This is a genomic window from Microcoleus sp. CAWBG640 (assembly GCF_020883015.1).
GTDB classification, from domain to species: Bacteria; Cyanobacteriota; Cyanobacteriia; order Cyanobacteriales; family Microcoleaceae; genus Microcoleus; species Microcoleus anatoxicus.
In genome coordinates this window covers 53,711-73,967 of sequence record NZ_JAHRFC010000017.1, presented here as the reverse complement: position 1 = coordinate 73,967, position 20,257 = coordinate 53,711, and the positions used below count along the sequence as shown (strand labels likewise).

The window sequence follows — 20,257 nt, the reverse complement described above, 5'->3', positions numbered from 1 at the left end:
TTTACCTTTAAACCCGACGAGCGAGTTTTGACACGTATTCGGTTCGTTGCCGGGACAAAATCGGTCTGAAATTATCAGGTGCAATTTATCAATTAAAATGTTCGACATGGATGTGAAATGTATTTACGGGTTCATCGAGCGAGTCAAGCGCTGTCTCAAGCCTTTCTGGAATAGAGGGGCCGGAGAATCTCTTGTGGAGTTTGGAGAGCGCAGCCGGGAATGGAATCCGAGAAAGATGAAATTCTGGAAATACATTTGTTGCACAGTCCGGGGGCATATGTTGGCAGAGATAAAGCATCTCATTAACAAGCAAGAGAAAACTCCCAAAACTCGCATTGAGCTTGCCAAGGAACCTGTAATCAAAGACACCGACATCCAGTTGCCTGTTCGAGCAACCGATCGGGCCCCTCCATCCTTCCCAATCTTTGTCCCATTACCTGACGCTGAAATAGGTGGCTGTGCTCGTAACGACAGCTTAATCGCACCCGCAATCTAACCCGCGGGGCGCTTCCTCCTGTGTCCTAAATTTTCAAAAAAAAAGTAAACGCCAAAAAACCGCTGCATCTAATTGGAAGCTAGGAACAGCGGTCTTTGGTACTAAAACCCGCTTTTTAGGGCGGACTACATCATGTCTAAATCTTACCCCACCGGGGAAAATTCTGCATTCCAAAATTCAACTTTTATCAGCCCAAAGCACCTTATCGAGTGGGTTGAAGGTTCAGTCGTATCAGAAGCGATCGCACGTCTCAACATCGAATCGCTAACGGCCAAAGAACTCAACGAGCGCATCCAGCCCAAAGACCCCATCAAAACTGATGGCTGGTGGTGTCGCGGTGTTAATTGGCGGACTGGTGCACGCATGGGCAACTGTTACGGACAGGGCAAACCAGACAAGCCACATCAACCAGAAGGCTCTAAACCGCGCAAGTACCTCACAAGTAGTGGCGGTGAACCCGATGCCATCTTTCTCTCAATACCAGACAGACATTACTGGAATAAGGCTTGGAACGACAAGTCCATACCACGTCATTGGACGGAAGGAGCCAAAAAAGCTGGTGCTGGTTTGAGTCTTGAACTTGCCGTCATTGCGCTTACAGGGGTATGGAATTGGGGCAAAGACGGGGAACTAGCGCCCTTTGTCAAGGAGTGGGCACAGCCTGGAACTATCCACTACATAGACTTTGACTCCGACTATGCCAGCAACCCATCTTGCCGTACAGCCATTTTGAAGTTTGGTCGCTTGCTAGAGGAGTGTGGATGCGAAGTACACATCACAGTTTGGGACAGTCAGTTTAAGGGCATGGATGACTTCATCAAAGCTAAGGGTGGTGATGCTTTCAAAGAGGCTGTAACCAGCGCACCAACTTTAGCCAAGTGGGAAAAAGAGCTCAAAAAAAGCGATCGCAAAAATCACTCTTTAAGCCCTAATAATTCTTTATCTCCTCACCCGCGCACGCGAGAAGATGTAGTATATTTGTCGTCTAACAGTAGCACAAGTGACTACATTCCAGACACAGCGCCGACTCCAGAATTGAACTACGCACAAAAAGCCATTGAAGCGTTGTATTCAGGCACGCATTGGGTGTCGATAGGGGGACAACTTTTTGAGTTCACCGGCACTCATTATGAGTTGAGGCCTGAAGCCACTGAGAGGCGACGTATCCTGCACTGGCTGAGTACCTACTCTGAGTATGTGAAAGGGAAATACCGTTGCAACCGCGCCAATTCTGCCAGCGTCAATGAGGTTTATAACTATATGGTTTTGGCTGTGGCAGTTGACCCCAATACCATTAATCCCGATGGTTTGAACTGTGCCAACGGCGTTGTAAAGGTCAATTCAGATGGCACTCACTCGCTTGTACGGCATGACCCCAATCAGGTCTATACCTATGTTGGCTGCAAGTATGACCCCAATATTGACCCGACAGATTGCGATCGCCTTTTGGAGTGTCTTGAACCACCGCAACGTGAGATATTCTTGCGGACTGCTGCTGCTGCACTTAACCTCAAACTGGTGCGCTCGAAGTTGACGGGGCGGGGGGTAAAAGGTTTGCTGTGCTTCGGTGAGGGGTCTAATGGTAAGGACACGCTGCGGGCTGCGTTGGCCACTGTGTTTGGGCGGGGTATGACCGGAAAGTCGCTGTCAGATTTCAAGTCCTACGACAATGGCCGCAAGTTTTCCCTAGCAGGAGTTGAGGGGAGTATTTGCAATTGGGCTTCTGAAAACACGGCAAAGGTAGACTTAGACACTATTCAAAGTCTGAAGCAGTTAATCACGGGAGACCCTCTAGATATTGAGCGCAAGGGTAAGGATAGCTATGAGTACAAGCCTGCTGCAATTTTCTTTGCCAACTGCAACAAACTACCGTCTATCACTGGGGGAACGGCTGCGATTGATGACCGCTACGGCATCTTGAGCTTTAAGAAAACTTACAAGTACAACGCTGACCCGTCTCAGGGAGAGTTAGAGGCTGACCCGCGCTTTAAGGATGATGAGACATTCATCCTTCAACAAATTGCGCCGGCGATGCTTAACAAGATGTTGGAGCAAGAACTTAAGGAAGCACGGCGCGATCGGGGAGAAAATAGAAATTCGGTTCCGACCGTCGCAGAATTCCCAGAGCCGGCCGAACTGCTTAACCAGTTAAAAGCGCGACGCAAAAAGTCTAAGGCGGACTTGGCTGATATTGAGGTGGTTTTGGAGATACTTGAAACCGACAGGAGCGAAATTTGAGCGGAAAATAGGACTATCAGTAATACGATTAACCTGAAACCCTTACTCCATAAAAACCATACAAAATGAGCACGGAGGGATTCGAACCCCCGACCCTCAGGACCGGAACCTGATGCTCTATCCACTGAGCTACGTGCCCTCAACTTTTTTGACTATATCACGTCTTGGCTAAAATAGCTAGTCCGATCGCAAATTCGATCGCTAGCCTCCACATCCCTTAACAATCCAGCAATTGCCTTCGAGTCGCCCGGATTCTTGCCCACGCACGCTGACTGACTAAACTAAATCTACCATTCCCCATCGACTTGACTCAACTAGCCCTTAAATAAAGTGTCTGGGGCATTTCTCCTCGCCTCCTACTAAAAAATCTGCCTAAATTGTCAAAATCATAGGACAATTGATACAATAACAGCCTATAACATCGCCAATACTAGATTTAAATTAGATCGGGGGTTGAGCATCTACCGCAGCGAATAACCACAAAACAATTACCTATAGCTAATTGGCCGTTGATGGCGCTGCTTTTGAGACAGATTGTACCAGGACTGTCCTAGATTAAGTTCACCAAACCTCTCAAACTTATGGTTTTTAAACTTTTAGAGAAACTTCCCCTGCGAACTGTACTGATAGTTCCCTTTGTACTGCAAATAGTCGGAGCCGTGGGACTTGTAGGATATCTTTCTTTTAGAAACGGACAAAAAGCAGTTAATAACTTAGCTAGTCAGTTGATGAGCGAAGTTAGTGCTCGCGTCGAGCAAAACCTGCAAATTTACGTCGCCACGCCCCATCAAATTAATCAAAGCAAGCTGGATGCAGTCAAACTGGGGCTGTTAAACATGGAAGATTTATCAGCTTGGGAGCAATACCTGTGGCGGCAAGTACAATTATATCCTTATATCAATTTTACATCCATTGGTAATAAAAATGGAGAATATAGAACCGGAGAAAAACTTTCCAATGGCTCCCTGATGATTAATATGTCAGGACGCTCTACTGGGCTTGACTTTTATTCTTACAATACTAACAATACAGGCGATCGCACTACAGTAGCAACTGTTGTCAAGTCTTTCGATATTCGCCAACATCCTTCATACCAAAATGCGGCTAACGCAGGCAAACCCACTTGGAGTTCAGTTTACATTTCTTTTTTGGAGCCGACATTAATCATCAGCGCTCTACAACCAGTCTACGAAAATGACCAACTGGAAGGAGTATTAATTACTGCCTTGCGCCTCGATCACATTGGTCAATTTTTAAACAGTCTCAAAGTTGGCAAATCGGGACAGGCATTTATCATGGAAAGAAACGGCACCCTGCTGGCAACTTCCACTTCCGAAAAACCTTTCCGTACCAGAAGTAATAACAAAGAACTGTTTAAAGCTGAAGAAAGTGTTGATGCTACGACTCAAGCTACTGCAAAATATGTAGCAAGTCATTTTCAAAAATTAAAAGAAATTAAAGCTTCCTATACTTTAAATTTTCCAATAGAAGGCAAACCACAATTTGTCAAAGTCCTACCCTTTCAAGATGGCAAAGGTTTAGACTGGCTAATTGTGGTCGTGGTTCCCGAAGCTGATTTCACCGCTGAAATAGATGCCAATACCCGCATGACGATTTGGTTATGTTTGGCTGCTTTAGGAGTAGCTGTAGTCATTGGAATTTTTACTTCTCGGTGGGTGACAAATCCTATTTGGCGCTTAAATACAGCAGCCAAAAACCTTGCCAAAGGTGAATGGAATCAAACATTAGAAATTCAACGTAAAGACGAATTGGGAGAATTAGGCAAAGCATTTAACAGCATGGCTCAACAACTGCAACATTCTTTTGAAAATCTCGAAAATAGAGTGGAAGAACGGACGGCAGAATTAGCTGTAGCTAAAGACAAAGCTGAAGTCGCAAATCAAGCTAAAAGTACCTTTTTGGCTAACATGAGTCACGAATTGCGATCGCCTCTCAATGCAATTCTCGGCTTTTCCCAACTAATGACTCGCAGCCAAACTCTATCGCGAGAAGACCAAGAAAATATGAACATAATTAGCAGCAGCGGAGAACACCTGCTCACCCTAATTAACAATGTTCTCGATTTATCCAAAATTGAAGCGGGACGCACTACCCTCAATCCCAAAAAAATAGACATTTATCGCCTGCTGTGCGATGTCGAAGATATGTTTCAATTAAAAGCAGATGACAAAAAATTGCAGTTGGTTTTTGACCGCAGTCCTGATGTACCACAATACGTGGAAACTGACGAACTAAAATTGCGACAAGTCTTAATTAATCTGCTTAACAACGCTCTCAAATTTACTGATGAGGGTGGTGTATCGGTTAAAATTAGCAAGCAGGCAGAATCGGAAAGTTCTCCGATGTTAGAAAAGTCTAAAAAAATCAAGAATCGGCAAATTAAAGATGTTCAAGACTCCGAATTAGCTCTGTATAAAAATGCTAATTTTGCCTCGCCAATTCCCCTTGATGATTCAATCTATGCCCCGGATTCAGTCCCGGTTAATTCTTCTTTGTTTCTGCATTTTGAAGTAGCAGATACAGGGAAGGGTATTTCCCAGGAAGAATTAGATAATCTTTTTGAACCTTTTGTACAAACACAAACAGGAAAAGACTCCCAAGAGGGTACAGGATTAGGTTTGCCAATTAGTCGCAAGTTTGTTGAATTAATGGGTGGTGAAATGAGTGTCAGTTCCTCGGTGGGACAAGGTACAGTTTTTAAGTTTGATATTCAAGTTATTGTGGTCGAAAGTGCTGAATTTGAAAACAAAAGATTAACTAGCCATGTGATTGCCTTGGAACCCAACCAACACCCCTATCGAATTTTGATAGTAGACGATAAACCGCTCAATCGCCAACTATTAATTAAAATCCTGAATCCTCTGGGATTTCAATTGAAAGAAGCCATAAATGGTCAAGAAGCTATTGAAATTTGGGACAGTTGGGAACCGCATTTAATTTGGATGGATATGAGAATGCCTGTGATGGACGGTTACGAAGCAACGAAACACATAAAAGGCACTGTCAAAGGTCAAGCTACTGCGATTATTGCACTCACTGCTAGTGTTTTGGAGGAGGAACGGGCAGTGATTTTGTCAGCGGGTTGCGATGCCTTTATGCGGAAACCTTTCCGGGAAGCCGAGATTTTTGATGCTATGCACAAACATATTGGAGTGCGCTATATTTATGAAAATACAAAGGAAGTTAATGTACTGAAAACAAACAATGGGGATTTTGAGGTACTTACTGTGGATGCTTTCAACGGATTACCCCAGCAATTAGTAGCTGAGTTAAAGCTGGCCATACTGAATATAGATCTGGATTTAATAGATAGCTCGATCGCCCAAATTAGTTTGCAGAATCCTTTACTGGCCAGTGCGATCGCAAATTGTATAGAGAATTTTGACTACGATCGAGTGTTGAATTTAATTTCTGAAACAAAATACCATGAATAACGACACGAATACTAACAACGGTAATATCTTAGTAGTAGATGATACACCAGCTAATTTGCGCCTGTTAGCGGGAATATTGAATGGAAAGGGCTATAAAGTCCGCCCAGTCCCTAATGGTGAATTGGCACTTTCTGCTGCTAGGGGAATGCCTCCAGATTTGATTTTACTGGATATTATGATGCCGGAAATGAATGGCTATGAAGTATGTCAAAAAATCAAAGCAGATGAACGTACTCGCGACATTCCGGTAATTTTTATTAGCGCGATTAACGATGTGCTAGATAAGGTAAAAGCTTTTGCTGTAGGCGGTGTAGATTATATTACCAAACCTTTTCAAGTTGAAGAGGTGTTGGTGAGAGTGGAAACTCATTTGGCGATGTGTAAGTTGCAAAATAAACTCAAACAAAAAAATGAAGAGTTAACAGTCGCTTTAGCACAATTAAAAGCAACTCAAAATCACTTGGTACAGTCGGAAAAAATGGCCGCGCTGGGACAACTGATTGCTGGGATTGCTCACGAAATCAATACGCCCCTAGGTGCGATTCGATCGTCTATTGGCAACATTAACAATCTTTTGGATAATAATCTAGAAAGTTTGCCCGTTTTTTTTAAAGAACTTTCCGTCGATCGCCAGCAAGATTTCGTGAATTTAATGCACAGTTCCAGCAAACAAGATTACTCTTTATCGACGCGAGAAAAACGGGAATTCAAAAGAGGTGTGAAGCAGCAGCTAGAGTTCCAAGAGATTGGTAATGCGGACAGTCTTGCTGGTATGTTAGTCAATCTCGGCTTGCAGACAGATTTACAATCGTTTTTGTCGCTCTTAAAAGACCCCGATAGCGAAAAAATTATCAAGACAGCTTATGAGTTTTCTAGTATTCAGAGAAGTGCTAAAACGATCGCTACCGCTACCGAACGTGCAGCAAAAGTCGTGTTTGCGTTGAAAAGTTATGCGCGTTACGACTTTAATGGAGAAAAATTAGAGGTGAATATTGGTGAGGGAATCGAAACTGTATTAACTCTTTACCAGAATCAACTCAAACACGGTGTCGAAGTCATCAAAAACTATCAAGCCGGAGTGCCAGCGGTATGGTGTTATCCCGACGAACTCCATCAAGTTTGGACAAATTTAGTGCATAATTCTTTACAAGCGATGGACGATAAAGGAATTTTAAGAATTGATATAGTACATGAAAATAACTGGGTAAAAGTTAGCATTACCGATAGTGGCAAGGGAATTCCGCCTGAAGTATTGCCCAAAATATTTGAGCCGTTCTTTACTACTAAATCTATGGGCGAAGGCAGCGGTTTAGGATTGGATATTGTCCGAAAAATAATTGATAAACATCAGGGTAAAATTGATGTCGAATCGATGCCTGCTAAAACTACATTTGCAGTCTCTTTGCCAATAAATTTACCGGAGTAGGTAAGTGGGTTATGGGCTCGCAATAAGTCCCTGTCGGGATTGTATAATTAATTGGGAAATCTTGCCGATCGCGATCGCCCAATCAGCATACTATACTCAAAGAGGAAACAAGCCATGGTTAAACCAGCAATTCTGTGTGTGGACGATGAAATATCGGTACTGGAAAGTCTGGAAATAGAACTGCAACAGGCTTTTAACGGACATTATCTCTACGAATTTGCTGAAAGTGCGGCCGAAGCACTGGAGATTATTGCAGAGTTATGTCAAGATGAGGTGAATATACTCGTGATTGTCTCTGATTGGTTAATGCCTGGAATGAAAGGAGATCAGTTGCTGATCGAGATTCATCAAAAATATCCAAAAATTGTGACTGTGATGCTGACTGGACAAGCTGACAAAGATGCCATTGAACGTACCAAAAATCAAGCAAACGTCCATGCTTTATTAGCAAAACCTTGGAACCATCAAGAATTAATTGAAGCGATTAAGTCTGGTATAGGAAGATTATGAAAAAACCAGTCATTGTTTGTGTAGATGACGAGCCGACTATACTAGATAGTCTGGAAATTGATTTGCTCAAAGCCTTTGAAGATAAATATTTAATTGAAACCACAGAAAGTGGTGAAGAAGCCTTAGAGTTACTATCACAATTAATCGCCGATAATTATGAAGTTCCTTTGATTATTTCCGATCAGATCATGCCGAACATGAAAGGAGACGAACTACTAAGGAACGTTCATGCTATATCTCCGAAATCTCTGAATATTATGCTGACTGGACAAGCGGATTTGGAAGCGGTTACTAATGCTATTAACTATGCCAAATTATATCGCTATATCGCTAAGCCTTGGCAGCCGGACGATTTGAAACTAACTGTGACCGAGGCAATATATAAGTATTTTCAGGAGAAACAACTTGCGGAAAAACAAGTAGAACTTCAGGAGATGAATCAGGAATTAGCAAAATTAAGTCGCAAGCAGGCAAGGTTAATTGCGACACTCCACGAAAACGAAAGTCGCTTGAGGCAATATTTGGAAGCGATGCCGTTGGGTGTGTGCGTGCTGGATGCCAGCGGTCAATCTTTTTATGCAAATCAGAAAGCGCGGGAGATATTTGGCAAAGGAACTGTGCCGCATATTAATTCTGAGCAAAAAGCAGCTATTTATCAATTTTATAAATCAGGAACAAATCAGAGATGTCCTGTAGAAGAATTGCCAATTATGCGCGCACTTCGGGGCGAAAATGTGCGGACTGAAAGTGTAGAAATTCGTGCGGGTAATAAGATTATTCCCGTTGAAAGTTGGGCGACTCCAATTTATGATTCTCTAGGGGAAATTTCCGATGGGATTATCGCTTTTACTGATATTACGGAACGGAAGAAAGCGGAAGCAGCGTTAATTCAAGCTGAGGAGAAGTATCGCAGCATATTTGAAAATGCTCTTGAAGGTATTTTTCAGACTACGACAGACGGACATTTTATTAGTGTTAATCCGGCTCTAGCTCAAATCTACGGCTATGATTCGCCAGCAGAATTGATAGCAAGTGTTAATGATATTGAGCACCAATTGTATGTGATGCCGAATCGCCGTCAAGAGTTTCTGAATTTGATGAAACACCACGGTACTCTATCTGAGTTTGAGTCTCAGGTTTACTGCAAAGATGGTAGGATTATTTGGATTTCTGAGTATGCACGCACTATTTTTGATGGGAATGATGAAGTGCTTTACTACCAGGGTTTTGCAGAGGATATTACTTTGCGAAAAGAGGTAGAAATGGAACGGCTCAGGTTTACCAATGATTTGGAAAAAGCTTTAGTAGCAGAAGAAAAGTTAAATGAGGAACTGTCAGAAAGTGAAAATCGGCTGACTCAATTACTGGAAGCGATGCCGGTGGGAATATTTGTCGTAGATGCTAAGGGAAAACCTTGCTACATGAATTCGGCCGGTACAAGGATATTTGGTCAAGGTTTAGTTTGCGATGTTATTCCTGGTAAGTTACCAGAAGTTTATCAAGCTTATTGTGCGGGAACTAATCAATTATATCCCATGGATCGCCAACCGGTGATTCGGGCCCTGCGAGGAGAAGTTGTGCGTGTTGATGATGCGGAAATTCACCGCCCGGATCGGATTGTGCCGATCGAGGTTTGGGCGACACCAATTTACGACGAAGGAAAAAATATAGTCTATGCGATCGCAGCATTTCAAGATATCACAGAACGTCAATGTGTAGAAAAAGAGCGCCGTCAATTCACAGACGACTTAGAAAAAGCCCTAGCAGCAGAAGAAAAATTAACAGATGCTTACGGGAGATTTGTGCCGCATGAATTTCTGTATTTTCTGGGATATGAAAGTATTTTAGAGGTGAAATTAGGGGATCAGGTACAAAAAGAAATGTCGGTGCTATTTTCAGATATTCGTGATTTCACAACGCTATCTGAAACTATGAATCCCCAAGAAAATTTTCAATTTATTAATGGTTATTTATCGCGGATGGAACCCGCAATTACTGATAATTATGGGTTTATTGATAAATATATTGGCGATGCGATTATGGCATTGTTTGATGGTAGTGCAGACCATGCTGTGAAAGCTGGAATTGTGATGCTAGAGCAACTAAATGAATACAATACTACTCGTACTCAACCCGATCGCCAGCCGCTACAAATTGGCATTGGCATCAATACAGGTTCTTTAATGTTGGGGACTGTTGGGGGGCAAAATCGGATGGATAGTACGGTGATTAGTGATGCAGTAAATTTAGCCTCCCGCATTGAAAATTTGACGAAAGAATACGGAGTATCGATGTTAATTACTCACAATACTTTTATCCAGTTGGAAGAAGTTTATGATTTGAGGTTAGTCGATCGCGTCAAAGTTAAAGGTAAATCGCGACCCATCACAGTTTATGAAGTATTTGAGGCGGATGGGCCGGAGTCGCGACAGAAAAAGTTAGAGACTAAAGCCATCTTTGAACAAGCTTTGGTATATTATCATAGCAACAGGTTTGTAGAAGCTAGAGAATTATTTTCGGCCTGTCTGCAACACCATCCTACAGATAGTGTAGCTCAAATTTATATACAACGGTGTGTCAAACTAGCGATCGCCACTGTTTGACTCAAGCAAGGCTGTATTCTATTTAAACGGGCAGACATACAGAGACTATGGTTGATAAATTCGGGGAACTTTCTATTTTTAAGTTTCCGCCATGTAATTCTGTAATCCGTTTCACAATTGCCAAACCTAATCCCAAACCTGCTTGTTGGTAAAGTTGGCGATCGAATTGCATATAAGCTTCGATTTGTGAAATTTGCTCGGAAGTCATACCCCGTCCTTCGTCTTTCACCGACAGAATGAACTTCTGATTTTCCACCCAAACACTCACCAAAACTGGTGTTCCTTCTGAAGAAAATTTGAACGCATTGTCCAGGAGTTCCTCAAGAACTTTTGTCAGCTTCACAGAATCTATTGCTACCGATGAATTTTGCAAGCTTAATTTTAAATCGTCTATTCTATTAGCCAGCTTTGCTTGCTGCCGCGCTTTTTCTGATAGCAAAGATTCTACGCAGCTAAATTTGCTGTTTCGCATCTCCTTAATTAATTCGGGATTGGTTGCTGATATTTCCAGATCTGTATATAGCAAAAAATTCTGAATTAGTCGGTACAAGCGATGGCCGGAAATTTGGATGTGACCGATCATTTCTAAAATATCCGATTCCTCAAAAACCTTATATTCCGACAATATCAGTTCAGAAAAACCGAGAATTGCATTCAAAGGAGTGCGCAATTCGTGAGGTAAGGACGTACTAATATTGGAACGTAAATCGTCAAGTTTTTTTTGGGATTGACTGCTAATTGCTTTGTGTTTTTCCAGTCTAATCGCAACAGCTTTTAGCAGTTGTTGTGGCGTACAAGGTTTGGTTATGTAATCGTCAGCTCCCAGTTCCATCCCTAGGCGAATGTCTGTTTTTTCAGCTTTGGCTGTGAGAAAAATAAACGGAATTGTTGTAGTTAAAGGCTCTGCTCGCAATGCTTTGAGGACACCGTGACCGTCAATTTCTGGCATCATCATGTCGCACAAAATTAAGTCCGGCATATGTTCGATCGCCATTTTGATACCGACTTTGCCGTTAGCAGCTCCTAGGGATACAAAATTCTCGGCTTCTAGCAAGTCTAAAATATTTTCTCTAATCGCTGCTTCGTCTTCAATTACCAAAATTTTTGCCATAGTTATTTATGCGGTGATTTATTGTAGTTAATTTCTGAATTTATCCGGTTTTTAAATTGTGTGTGTTTTGAAGATTTTTACCACGGAGTAATTAGCTATTTTGGGCAGAATTACAAATTAAAGGTAGGGTGATTTTAAAATTTGTCCCTTTGCCTTTTTGACTGTGTATGACTATCTGGCCACCGTGGAGTTCTACAGCTCTTTTGACAATTGCTAAACCGAGACCTGTTCCCGAAATATTGCCGACATTTGTAGCGCGATAAAATGTTTCCCAAATTCGCTTTTGATCGGATTTGGGAATCCCGATTCCTCGGTCTTGAATTTGAAAAATAACTTCTCCATTTTGAGTTTTCAGGTGTAAATCAACTGATGTTCCGGCTGGAGAATACTTGAGGGCATTTGAGAGTAAATTTCCCAATATTTGCCTGAGTAGTTTTTCATCCATTTCAGCTTTGGTGTTGTCGCCGGAGACAATCAAGGCGATGGGGTGTTGGTTGCTATCATTGAGTTGTTGTTCTTCTATAATCTGACGGCAAAATTTTTCCAGGTTTAAGGAAACTGGTTGAAACTGTAGTGTATTGGCTTCGATTTTACCTACTACTAGGATATCTTCTAATAACTCTGTCATGCGTTGAATCGCTAGTTGAATCCGCACAAAATGAGTCGATTTTTTCTCGCTCGACCAATTTGAGCTGTAATCTTGTAGCAATCCAGCGGAAAATTGGATTGTTGTCAGGGGGGTGCGAAACTCATGGGAAACCATGCTCACAAATTTAGCTCTGAGTTCTGAAAGTTCCTTTTCTCGTGCCAGGGTTTTAAGAATTTCGGCTTCAGCTCGCTTGCGATCGCTAATATCCCGTCCTTCAGCAATCAGCAGCAAAACTTGTCCTGTGTCATTTTTGACTGGCTTGAGGGATAAATCCACCGTCACAATTTGGTCGCCTTTTCCTAACAAGTCTATTTCTTTGCGAAAAAACTCACCTTGACTAGCTTTACTGATTCCTTCTTTTAATTGTGCTTTAGCATGGGGTGACTGTTGCCAAATCGGCTGTTCCCAAATCGGGTAGCCCACAATATTTTGCGATCGCATTCCTGTAAACTCCAGAGCTGTTTCGTTAACTTCCAGCACAATTCCATCGGGAGTTAGTAGCTTTGTCAGTTGAAATGAGGAGTCAAAAATTGCCCGAAAACGTCGCTCGCTTTCCCTGAGCATTTGAAAAGTTTGGGAACGTTCAATAGCGTAACGGATTGTGCGCACTAACAATTGAGTAGTAATTTGACCTTTGACTATGTAATCTTGAGCGCCCAAGCGGACAGACTTGAGTCCAACGGCCTCATCATCCCACCCAGTCATTACCACCACTGCCGTATCCGGTGCCACTTCTCGCAAGCGAGTTAGGGTTTCCAAACCGTGGCTATCGGGCAAAGAAAGGTCGAGCAAAACTAGATCGAAAGATTGTTTGCTCAGATGTGCGATCGCCGAGTGTAGGAACTCAACGCACACCAGTTCCCACTCGACTCCTACAGATGCTTCTAACAATTCTGCAAGCAAATCAGCGTCAGTCGGATTGTCTTCTACCAACAGAATCTTAATCCACATAGCTTTGATGTTATTTATCCTCAGATTGCCACGGGGCAAATACGATCTTAAACTATTTTACTTTACCCTTCTATTTGTAACTTGAAAATTAGAGTTTGGCAAGGGTCTACACCACCCCGATAACTATTCTATCCATTAAACGATAGGAAGTTTGACTACTGCTAGCCAGAACTCCTCAATTAACCTAACTACCTTAGTAAATTGTAAGAAATCTACTGGTTTTGTAATATAACAGTTGGCATGGAGCGAGTAGGACTTGATAATATCCTCTTGGGCTGCTGAAGTGGTGAGAATCAATACTGGAATCAGTTTTAAATTTGGGTCTGTCTTAATTTCTTTCAGGACTTCTACACCGCTTTTTTTAGGCAAATTCAAATCCAGCAAAATTAAGTCTGGACGCGGTACTTCCTTGTAAGGTGCTTTTTTTCGTAAAAAATTGATGGCTTCTACTCCATCTTCGACAAAATGCAAGTTATTTAAAATTTTACCGTTGCTGAGGGCTTCCATTGCCAAGTCAGCATCGCTGGGAGAGTCTTCAACTAACAAAATTTCTATTGGTTTAACTTGGGTGTGAGGAGTCATAATTTGCTTATCCTGATGACGATCTAAAAAAAATATTCAAAATTTGATGTTGCAACTGTTAACGATCGGAATAGTAAAGTAAAAAGTAGCGCCTTCTTCCGGCAAAGACTCAACCCAGATCCGTCCGCCGTGGCGTTCCACAATTCGCTTGCAAATCGCCAAACCTATGCCAGTACCTAAATATTCGCGACGGGAGTGCAAGCGCCCAAAAATGATAAAAATGCGATCGGCATACTCTGGATCGATGCCAATCCCGTTATCGCGGACACTGAACAGCCATTCATCATCTTGTATGATAGCAGTAATATGAATTATGGGGACCTCTTCGCGGCAGAATTTGATGGCATTACCGATCAAATTTTGGAATAATTGCACCAGTTGAAATTCATCTGCCATCACCGTGGGCATCACATCCTTGGTAATAATAGCTTGCTTTTCGGCGATCGCAATTTGCAAATTGCACAAACTTTGCTCCACCGCAGCGTTGCAGTCAGCAATCTCAAATTCCTGAGCCCTAGTTCCCAATCTCGAATAAGCTAACAAATCATTAATTAATTGTTGCATTCTGGAAGCACCATCAACAATATGATTAATATATTTATCTGCTTTAGCATCCAAATTGCCTTGATAGCGCTGGGCCAATAATTGAGTGTAACTGGTAACAGCTCTTAGAGGTTCTTGTAAATCGTGGGAAGCCACATAAGCAAATTGTTCTAATTCCTCGTTAGAACGCTTCAAATCTTCTGTAAGTTGCAGCATTTGCTGCTCTACCTGTTTGCGGTCTGTAACATTGTAAACCAAGGCACAGGAAGACAGCATACAACCAAATTCATCCATAACCGGACTGGTAGAAATATAAGTCCAAACATCTTTACCATCCTTACTCTTAAGCTTAGATTCATGTTTTTCACTAATTCCCTGTTTACGCCGCTCCACATATTGGCTAGTTAGCTGTTGTTCCTGTTCATCCATGAAATCAAAAATCCGCCTTCCCAACATTTCTGAGTCTGTATAACCGAGCATTCGCGCCATGGCGTGGTTGACGTAAGTGGTGCGAGCATTGCTGTCAATTACCCAAATACCTTCTTCAGCTAATTCCACTATTTGTCTGTATCGAAATTCACTTTCCTGTAATGCTCTTTCCGTTAGTTTACGCTCAGTGATATCTTTCATAAAACAGTGGTATCCATTAAATATCCCTTGTTCGTCATCAGCTTTTACCATGGTGATTTGGTTGTAAAAAAACAAGCCATCTTTCCGCACACCTCTAGCTTCAACTTCTACTTTGCCAGAAATCAGCATTTCCCGCTCGGCTAACATCAACATCTCAACATCGTCAGGATGTACAATCTGCTTCCATCCCATCCCAATCATTTCTTCTGGTTCGTAGCCAAATTTATGAGCGTAAGCCCGGTTAACGCTCAAGTAGCGTCCCTCAATATCCAGCCTCCCAATACCTTCCACCGCATTTTGCATAGCAGTATTCAGTTCCCGCACCTCTTTTTCAGCTTGCTTGCGTGTGGTAATATCCTGACCAATGCCCAAAAAACCGTTAATATTTCCCTCGCTGTCAGATAAAGCAGTAACCGATAGCAGCACCGGAAACCGCGAACCATCTTTACGAATATAAGTCCATTCATTCTCGTCAGGTATTCCCCGAATGGGCAAGGTCACAAAAACCTCAATTCCCGGCTCTATTTTTACTCCCAATTCTTGATAAAGAACTTCAGCTCTCTGCTCCACCTCCACAGGATCATGAATTATTGCTGGTGTTAATTTACCCACAACTTCCTCTACGGAATAGCCTAAAAGTTGCTGAGCGGCCCGATTAAATGTTTTAATTACACCGTCGGCATCTGTGGAAATAATTGTGTAATTAGCACTGTTAAGAATCGCCTTTTGCAGTTGGGTTAATTCCCACAAAGCTGTAGATATTTGTTGACGTTCTGCGATTTCTATTTGCAATTGTTGGTTGGCAATTTCTATCTCATTAGTACGCTGAGCAACTCGACGCTCCAGGCTTTCATTTAGCAGTCGATTTTCCTCTTCTACGTGCTTGCGTTCGGTAATATCGGTAATAGTACCAACATAACCTTTAACCTCCCCATTCTCGTCGATTTGCCCGACAGCTTGACCAAATACCCACCGGACACTATGGTTATCAATACTTTGAAAACGGTACTCAGATTGAAAGGGCAATTTTTCCTGGGCAGCCCGATACCATTCCGCAAAAACGCGCTGACGGTCGTCAGGATGAATACTTTGCACCCACCCTGTTCCGAAAGCTTCTTCGCAGGTAATTCCAGCAATTTGACACCAGCGTTCGTTGACGTATAAACAATTTCCTAAAGTATCAGTATAAAATATTCCCACTGGCGAAACTTCAGTTAAAGTTTGATACCTAGCTTCACTTTTTCGACGTTCAGCTATTTCTATTTGTAGTCTGTGATTAATTATCTCTAATTGAGTGGGACTGGGGAGAGCTAATGCTTGGGGAATTAAAGGAATTAATATGAAAGCGGTGTAAACAGAAATAGCTGCGGTAATCAGTTTCAAGATGCCAAACAGCCAATAAACAGGATACCACAGCGTCCAAACTGCCATCACATGAGTAGTGCCGCAGGAGATAATAAAGGCTCCAAACAGCCAAAAAATGTTACGAAAGGGCAAGTCTTGTCGCTGGTGGACAAAATAAAGCAGCGATAGAGGTATGGAGTAATAGGCGAAGGCAATCAGCGAATCAGAGACTATGTGGAGTCCAACTAAATCTCGCTGCCACAGGTAACAGTGGCCATGAGGAATATACTTCCCGGTGAATAACAGGTTATTTAAAAAATTCCAGAGCATAAGGTGCGATTTACAGACAATCAATAGAATAAAACCGGCTCTGACCCATAACCTATAACTTATCTCAAATTTTGGAGGTCGATCGGCGGTTTCAACCCAGATTCCGCACCCCCCCCCAACGCAGGGCTGTTTCATTCTCTTGTAGGGGCCGCCCCCCGTGGCTGCCCCAATCTCTGAAACACTTACAAAATTGTGGATGGGGAGGGCGGGCACGCACCATCCACCGCCCCTACAAAAGATGGGGAGGGTAGGCACGGGGGCACTACCCCTACAAAAGCATCGTTTTCTTGAGAATGAAACAGCCCTGGGATGCTCCCGTATTGCAGGTTTATGAAGTAAGGACTTCATAAACCTGGGATACACTGTATTTACTCGATCGCGATTTCCACGGGTGGCGCAATCAAAACAATAAATAACAATCAAAAGAATAAGGAGTTCGAGAGCCTGAGCATGACCAATAATTTCTTGATGGTACAAGCCCCCGGATTTACCCGTGGAATCAATCCAAAATCTAAAATCCAAAATCCTCAAGCCCCCGAATTTATCCGTGGGGTCAATCTAAAATCTAAAATCTAAAATCTAAAATCTAAAATCGAATGACTGATGTGACAATTGATTTGACTAACTGCGATCGCGAACCGATTCATATTCCAGGGCTGATTCAGCCGCACGGGGTTTTGCTGGTTTTGCACAATCCCACCCTAGAAATTGTTCAGGTGAGCCGCAATACCGAAGCTGTGATGGGTCGCCAACCGGAGGAGTTGCTGGGCCAGCCGCTGTCAGACTTATTGGATGCCAAGCAGATTAAGCTGATGCAACAATGTCTGGCAGAGGATTTTGAGGGCATCAATCCCCTCAACCTGTCGATCAAGCGGGGGAATAAATCGATCTATTTTGATGGGATTGTGCATCGTTTGCAGGCTGCCATTGTACTAGAATTGGAGCCGAAAAAAGCGAAGGGAAAAACAGACTTTTTTGATTTTTATCAACAGGTAAAAGGAACCATTACTCGGATTCAAAAAGCACCCACGTTGCTGAATATGTCCCAGATCGTGGTTAAGGAAGTCCGGCGGATCACTGGCTTCGATCGCGTGATGGTTTACCGATTCGCTCCAGACGGGGCAGGCAGTGTCATTGCTGAAGACACCAATCAAGAAACGTCCTATCTGAATTTGCACTACCCAGCCTCCGACATTCCTAAGCAAGCCAGACAGCTCTATACGCTCAACTGGCTGCGGCTGATGCCAACTACCAGCTACCAGCCCGTTACGTTAATTCCAGCGACCAATCCCTTCACGAATCAACCGCTCGATTTGAGTTTGTCGGTGTTGCGAAGTGTGTCGCCAATTCATCTAGAGTACCTGCAAAATATGGGCGTGGATGCTTCTATGTCCATTTCTCTAATGCACGATCAAAAGCTCTGGGGATTGATCGCCTGCCATCATTTGTCGCCTAAATATGTTCCCTACAATATCCGCACTGTTTGCGAGTTTATTGGGCAGGTGATGTCTGTGGAACTAACGAACAAAACAGCCACCGAAGACATTGACTACAAAATGCAATTGAAGTCTTTGCAAACTCAATTTGTCGAAGCATTGTCTCAGGCTGAGAATTTGCTGGATGGAATGGTGCAACTGAAATCTCAACTACTGAATCTGGTGAATGCCACCGGAGTGGTGGTTTGCAGTGGCAACGAGTATTTTCAAGTGGGCGTTTCGCCATCAGAGGAAGCAGTTCACGCCTTACTCGATTGGATTAAACCTCAATTGCATAACAGCTTGTTTGAAACCCGATCGCTCTCTAAAGACTATCCTGCTGCCGAATCGTTTAAGGCGATCGCCAGTGGGGTGTTAGCACTAGAAATTTCTAAAGTTCACCGCAATTACATTCTCTGGTTTCGTCCCGAAGTGATGCAAACCGTGAATTGGGGCGGCAACCCTAACAAGCCTGTAGAAGTTTCGGTGGATGGCAGTTTGCGGATGTCTCCGCGACTATCCTTTGACTTGTGGCAAGAAACGGTGCAAGGCTGTGCCGGGCCCTGGAAACCCTGTGAAATTGAAGCCGTGGCTGAACTGCGAAGCCTGATTGTGGGTGTGGTGTTGCGGCAAGCAGATGAACTGTCATTGATGAACTTTGAATTGCAGCGGAGCAATGAAGACCTTGACTCGTTTGCCTACATTGCCTCCCACGATCTGAAAGAGCCGCTGCGGGGCATTCACAACTACGCCAATTTCTTGATGGAGGACTATGAAGAAGTGCTCGACGAGGATGGGGTTGCGAAACTGCAAACTCTGGTGCGGCTGACTCAGCGGATGGAAGACCTGATCAATTCACTCCTCTATTTCTCGCGGTTAGGTCGCACCGAACTGATACGGCAAACGGTGAATTTGGATGACTTGGTGCATCAGACGATCGCCACCCTGACTATTGCCCGCCCACAAAACGAAGTCGAGTTTCGGATTCCCCAACCATTGCCCAGCATTGAGGGCGATCTGGCTCAGGTGAATGAACTCTTGACCAACCTGATCAGCAACGCGATAAAATACAATGATAAAGCGTCCAAGTGGATCGAAATTGGTTTCATCGCAGGGAATGAAGAAAATTCTGACCTTTACCCGCTGACCTTCTATGTGCGTGATAATGGCATTGGCATCTTGCAGGAGCATCTCGACAAAATCTTTCAGATCTTTCGCCGCCTGCATGGACGAGATGACTTCGGTGGTGGCACAGGGGTAGGATTAACGATTGCCCGCAAAATTGTGGAGCGGCACGGAGGCAGAATTTGGCTTGAATCTACCCCTGGTCAAGGCAGTACGTTTTATTTCACCTTGGGAGCGGAGACCATCGCGTAATATCAATTCCGGCTGCACCGGAATGATATAGAGGAGACGGCAGTGCCCATTGGTGTCAACTTAAGCCTGAAAGCCTTGATAAATCTCGTTTATATCCTAGTCTAGATCCCCCTAAATCCCCCTTAAGAAGGGGGACTTTGAGAAGAATCCTGTCCCCCCCTTCTTAAGGGGGGCTAGGGGGGATCTAGGCTTAATAGTCAAAAAGCAGTCTCTGACTGGGTTTGACGTTAAGTTGACACCAATCGGCAGTGCCCATTAGTGTCAACTTAAGCCTGAAAGCCCTGAGAAATCTGGTTTTTACCTGAGTCTAGATCCCCCTAAATCCCCCTTAAGAAGGGGGACGAAAGATCGGACTCTTGTCCCCCCCTTCTTAAGGGGGGCTAGGGGGGATCTAGGCTTAATAGTCAAACAGCAGTCTCTGACTGGGTTTGACGTTAAGTTGACACCAATCGGCAGTGCCCATTAGTGTCAACTTAAGCCTGAAAGCCCTGAGAAATCTGGTTTTTACCTGAGTCTAGATCCCCCTAAATCCCCCTT

11 protein-coding genes and 1 tRNA gene are annotated in these 20,257 nt (G+C 43.3%); 7 read left to right on the top strand and 5 right to left on the bottom strand.

Annotation, left to right across the window (positions count from 1 at the left end; translation table 11 throughout):
• The first annotated feature begins 97 nt into the window (after positions 1 to 97).
• Both AAFP11_RS11490 and AAFP11_RS11485 read left to right on the top strand, forming a co-directional pair.
• Positions 98 to 496 carry a hypothetical protein gene (locus AAFP11_RS11490; protein WP_341737190.1) on the top strand — a complete coding sequence of 133 codons (399 nt, stop codon included), beginning with the start codon at positions 98 to 100 and terminating at the stop codon, positions 494 to 496.
• Between the two features lie 132 nt (positions 497 to 628).
• Positions 629 to 2,734 carry a DUF3854 domain-containing protein gene (locus AAFP11_RS11485; RefSeq protein ID WP_341737189.1) on the top strand — a complete coding sequence of 702 codons (2,106 nt, stop codon included), beginning with the start codon at positions 629 to 631 and terminating at the stop codon, positions 2,732 to 2,734.
• A 66-nt stretch (positions 2,735 to 2,800) separates the two neighbouring features.
• Here AAFP11_RS11485 and AAFP11_RS11480 read toward each other — a convergent pair.
• Positions 2,801 to 2,873: transfer RNA gene (locus AAFP11_RS11480), tRNA-Arg, on the bottom strand.
• Positions 2,874 to 3,315: 442 nt separating this feature from the next.
• Between AAFP11_RS11480 and AAFP11_RS11475 the strand changes: the two genes are divergently transcribed.
• The 4 genes from AAFP11_RS11475 to AAFP11_RS11460 all read left to right on the top strand — a co-directional run bounded on the left by AAFP11_RS11475 (position 3,316) and on the right by AAFP11_RS11460 (position 10,728).
• Entirely contained in the window at positions 3,316 to 6,189 is a 2,874-nt protein-coding gene (locus AAFP11_RS11475) for an ATP-binding protein (RefSeq protein ID WP_341737188.1), read from the top strand.
• The gene (locus AAFP11_RS11470) at positions 6,182 to 7,615 is read left to right on the top strand and encodes a response regulator (protein WP_341737187.1); all 1,434 of its coding nucleotides are present in this window, start codon (positions 6,182 to 6,184) and stop codon (positions 7,613 to 7,615) included. The genes AAFP11_RS11475 and AAFP11_RS11470 overlap by 8 nt, the downstream gene beginning before the upstream one ends.
• A 114-nt stretch (positions 7,616 to 7,729) precedes the next feature.
• Positions 7,730 to 8,125 carry a response regulator gene (locus AAFP11_RS11465; protein WP_340519438.1) on the top strand — a complete coding sequence of 132 codons (396 nt, stop codon included), beginning with the start codon at positions 7,730 to 7,732 and terminating at the stop codon, positions 8,123 to 8,125.
• Positions 8,122 to 10,728, top strand: a complete 2,607-nt coding sequence (locus AAFP11_RS11460) for a PAS domain S-box protein (protein ID WP_341737186.1) — start codon at positions 8,122 to 8,124, stop codon at positions 10,726 to 10,728. The genes AAFP11_RS11465 and AAFP11_RS11460 overlap by 4 nt, the downstream gene beginning before the upstream one ends.
• Before the next feature lie 22 nt (positions 10,729 to 10,750).
• Here AAFP11_RS11460 and AAFP11_RS11455 read toward each other — a convergent pair whose 3' ends face one another.
• The 4 genes from AAFP11_RS11455 to AAFP11_RS11440 all read right to left on the bottom strand — a co-directional run bounded on the left by AAFP11_RS11455 (position 10,751) and on the right by AAFP11_RS11440 (position 16,868).
• Positions 10,751 to 11,839, bottom strand: a complete 1,089-nt coding sequence (locus AAFP11_RS11455) for a response regulator (protein WP_341737185.1) — start codon at positions 11,837 to 11,839, stop codon at positions 10,751 to 10,753.
• A 91-nt stretch (positions 11,840 to 11,930) separates the two neighbouring features.
• Positions 11,931 to 13,439 (bottom strand): ATP-binding protein, encoded by a 1,509-nt coding sequence (locus AAFP11_RS11450; RefSeq protein ID WP_341737184.1) that lies wholly within the window; start codon positions 13,437 to 13,439, stop codon positions 11,931 to 11,933.
• Positions 13,440 to 13,574: 135 nt separating this feature from the next.
• Positions 13,575 to 14,021 (bottom strand): response regulator, encoded by a 447-nt coding sequence (locus AAFP11_RS11445; RefSeq protein ID WP_341737183.1) that lies wholly within the window; start codon positions 14,019 to 14,021, stop codon positions 13,575 to 13,577.
• A 36-nt stretch (positions 14,022 to 14,057) separates the two neighbouring features.
• Entirely contained in the window at positions 14,058 to 16,868 is a 2,811-nt protein-coding gene (locus AAFP11_RS11440; RefSeq protein ID WP_341737182.1) for a PAS domain S-box protein, read from the bottom strand.
• A gap of 596 nt (positions 16,869 to 17,464) precedes the next feature.
• Between AAFP11_RS11440 and AAFP11_RS11435 the strand changes: the two genes are divergently transcribed.
• Positions 17,465 to 19,720 (top strand): ATP-binding protein, encoded by a 2,256-nt coding sequence (locus tag AAFP11_RS11435; protein WP_341737181.1) that lies wholly within the window; start codon positions 17,465 to 17,467, stop codon positions 19,718 to 19,720.
• Positions 19,721 to 20,257 lie beyond the last annotated feature (537 nt).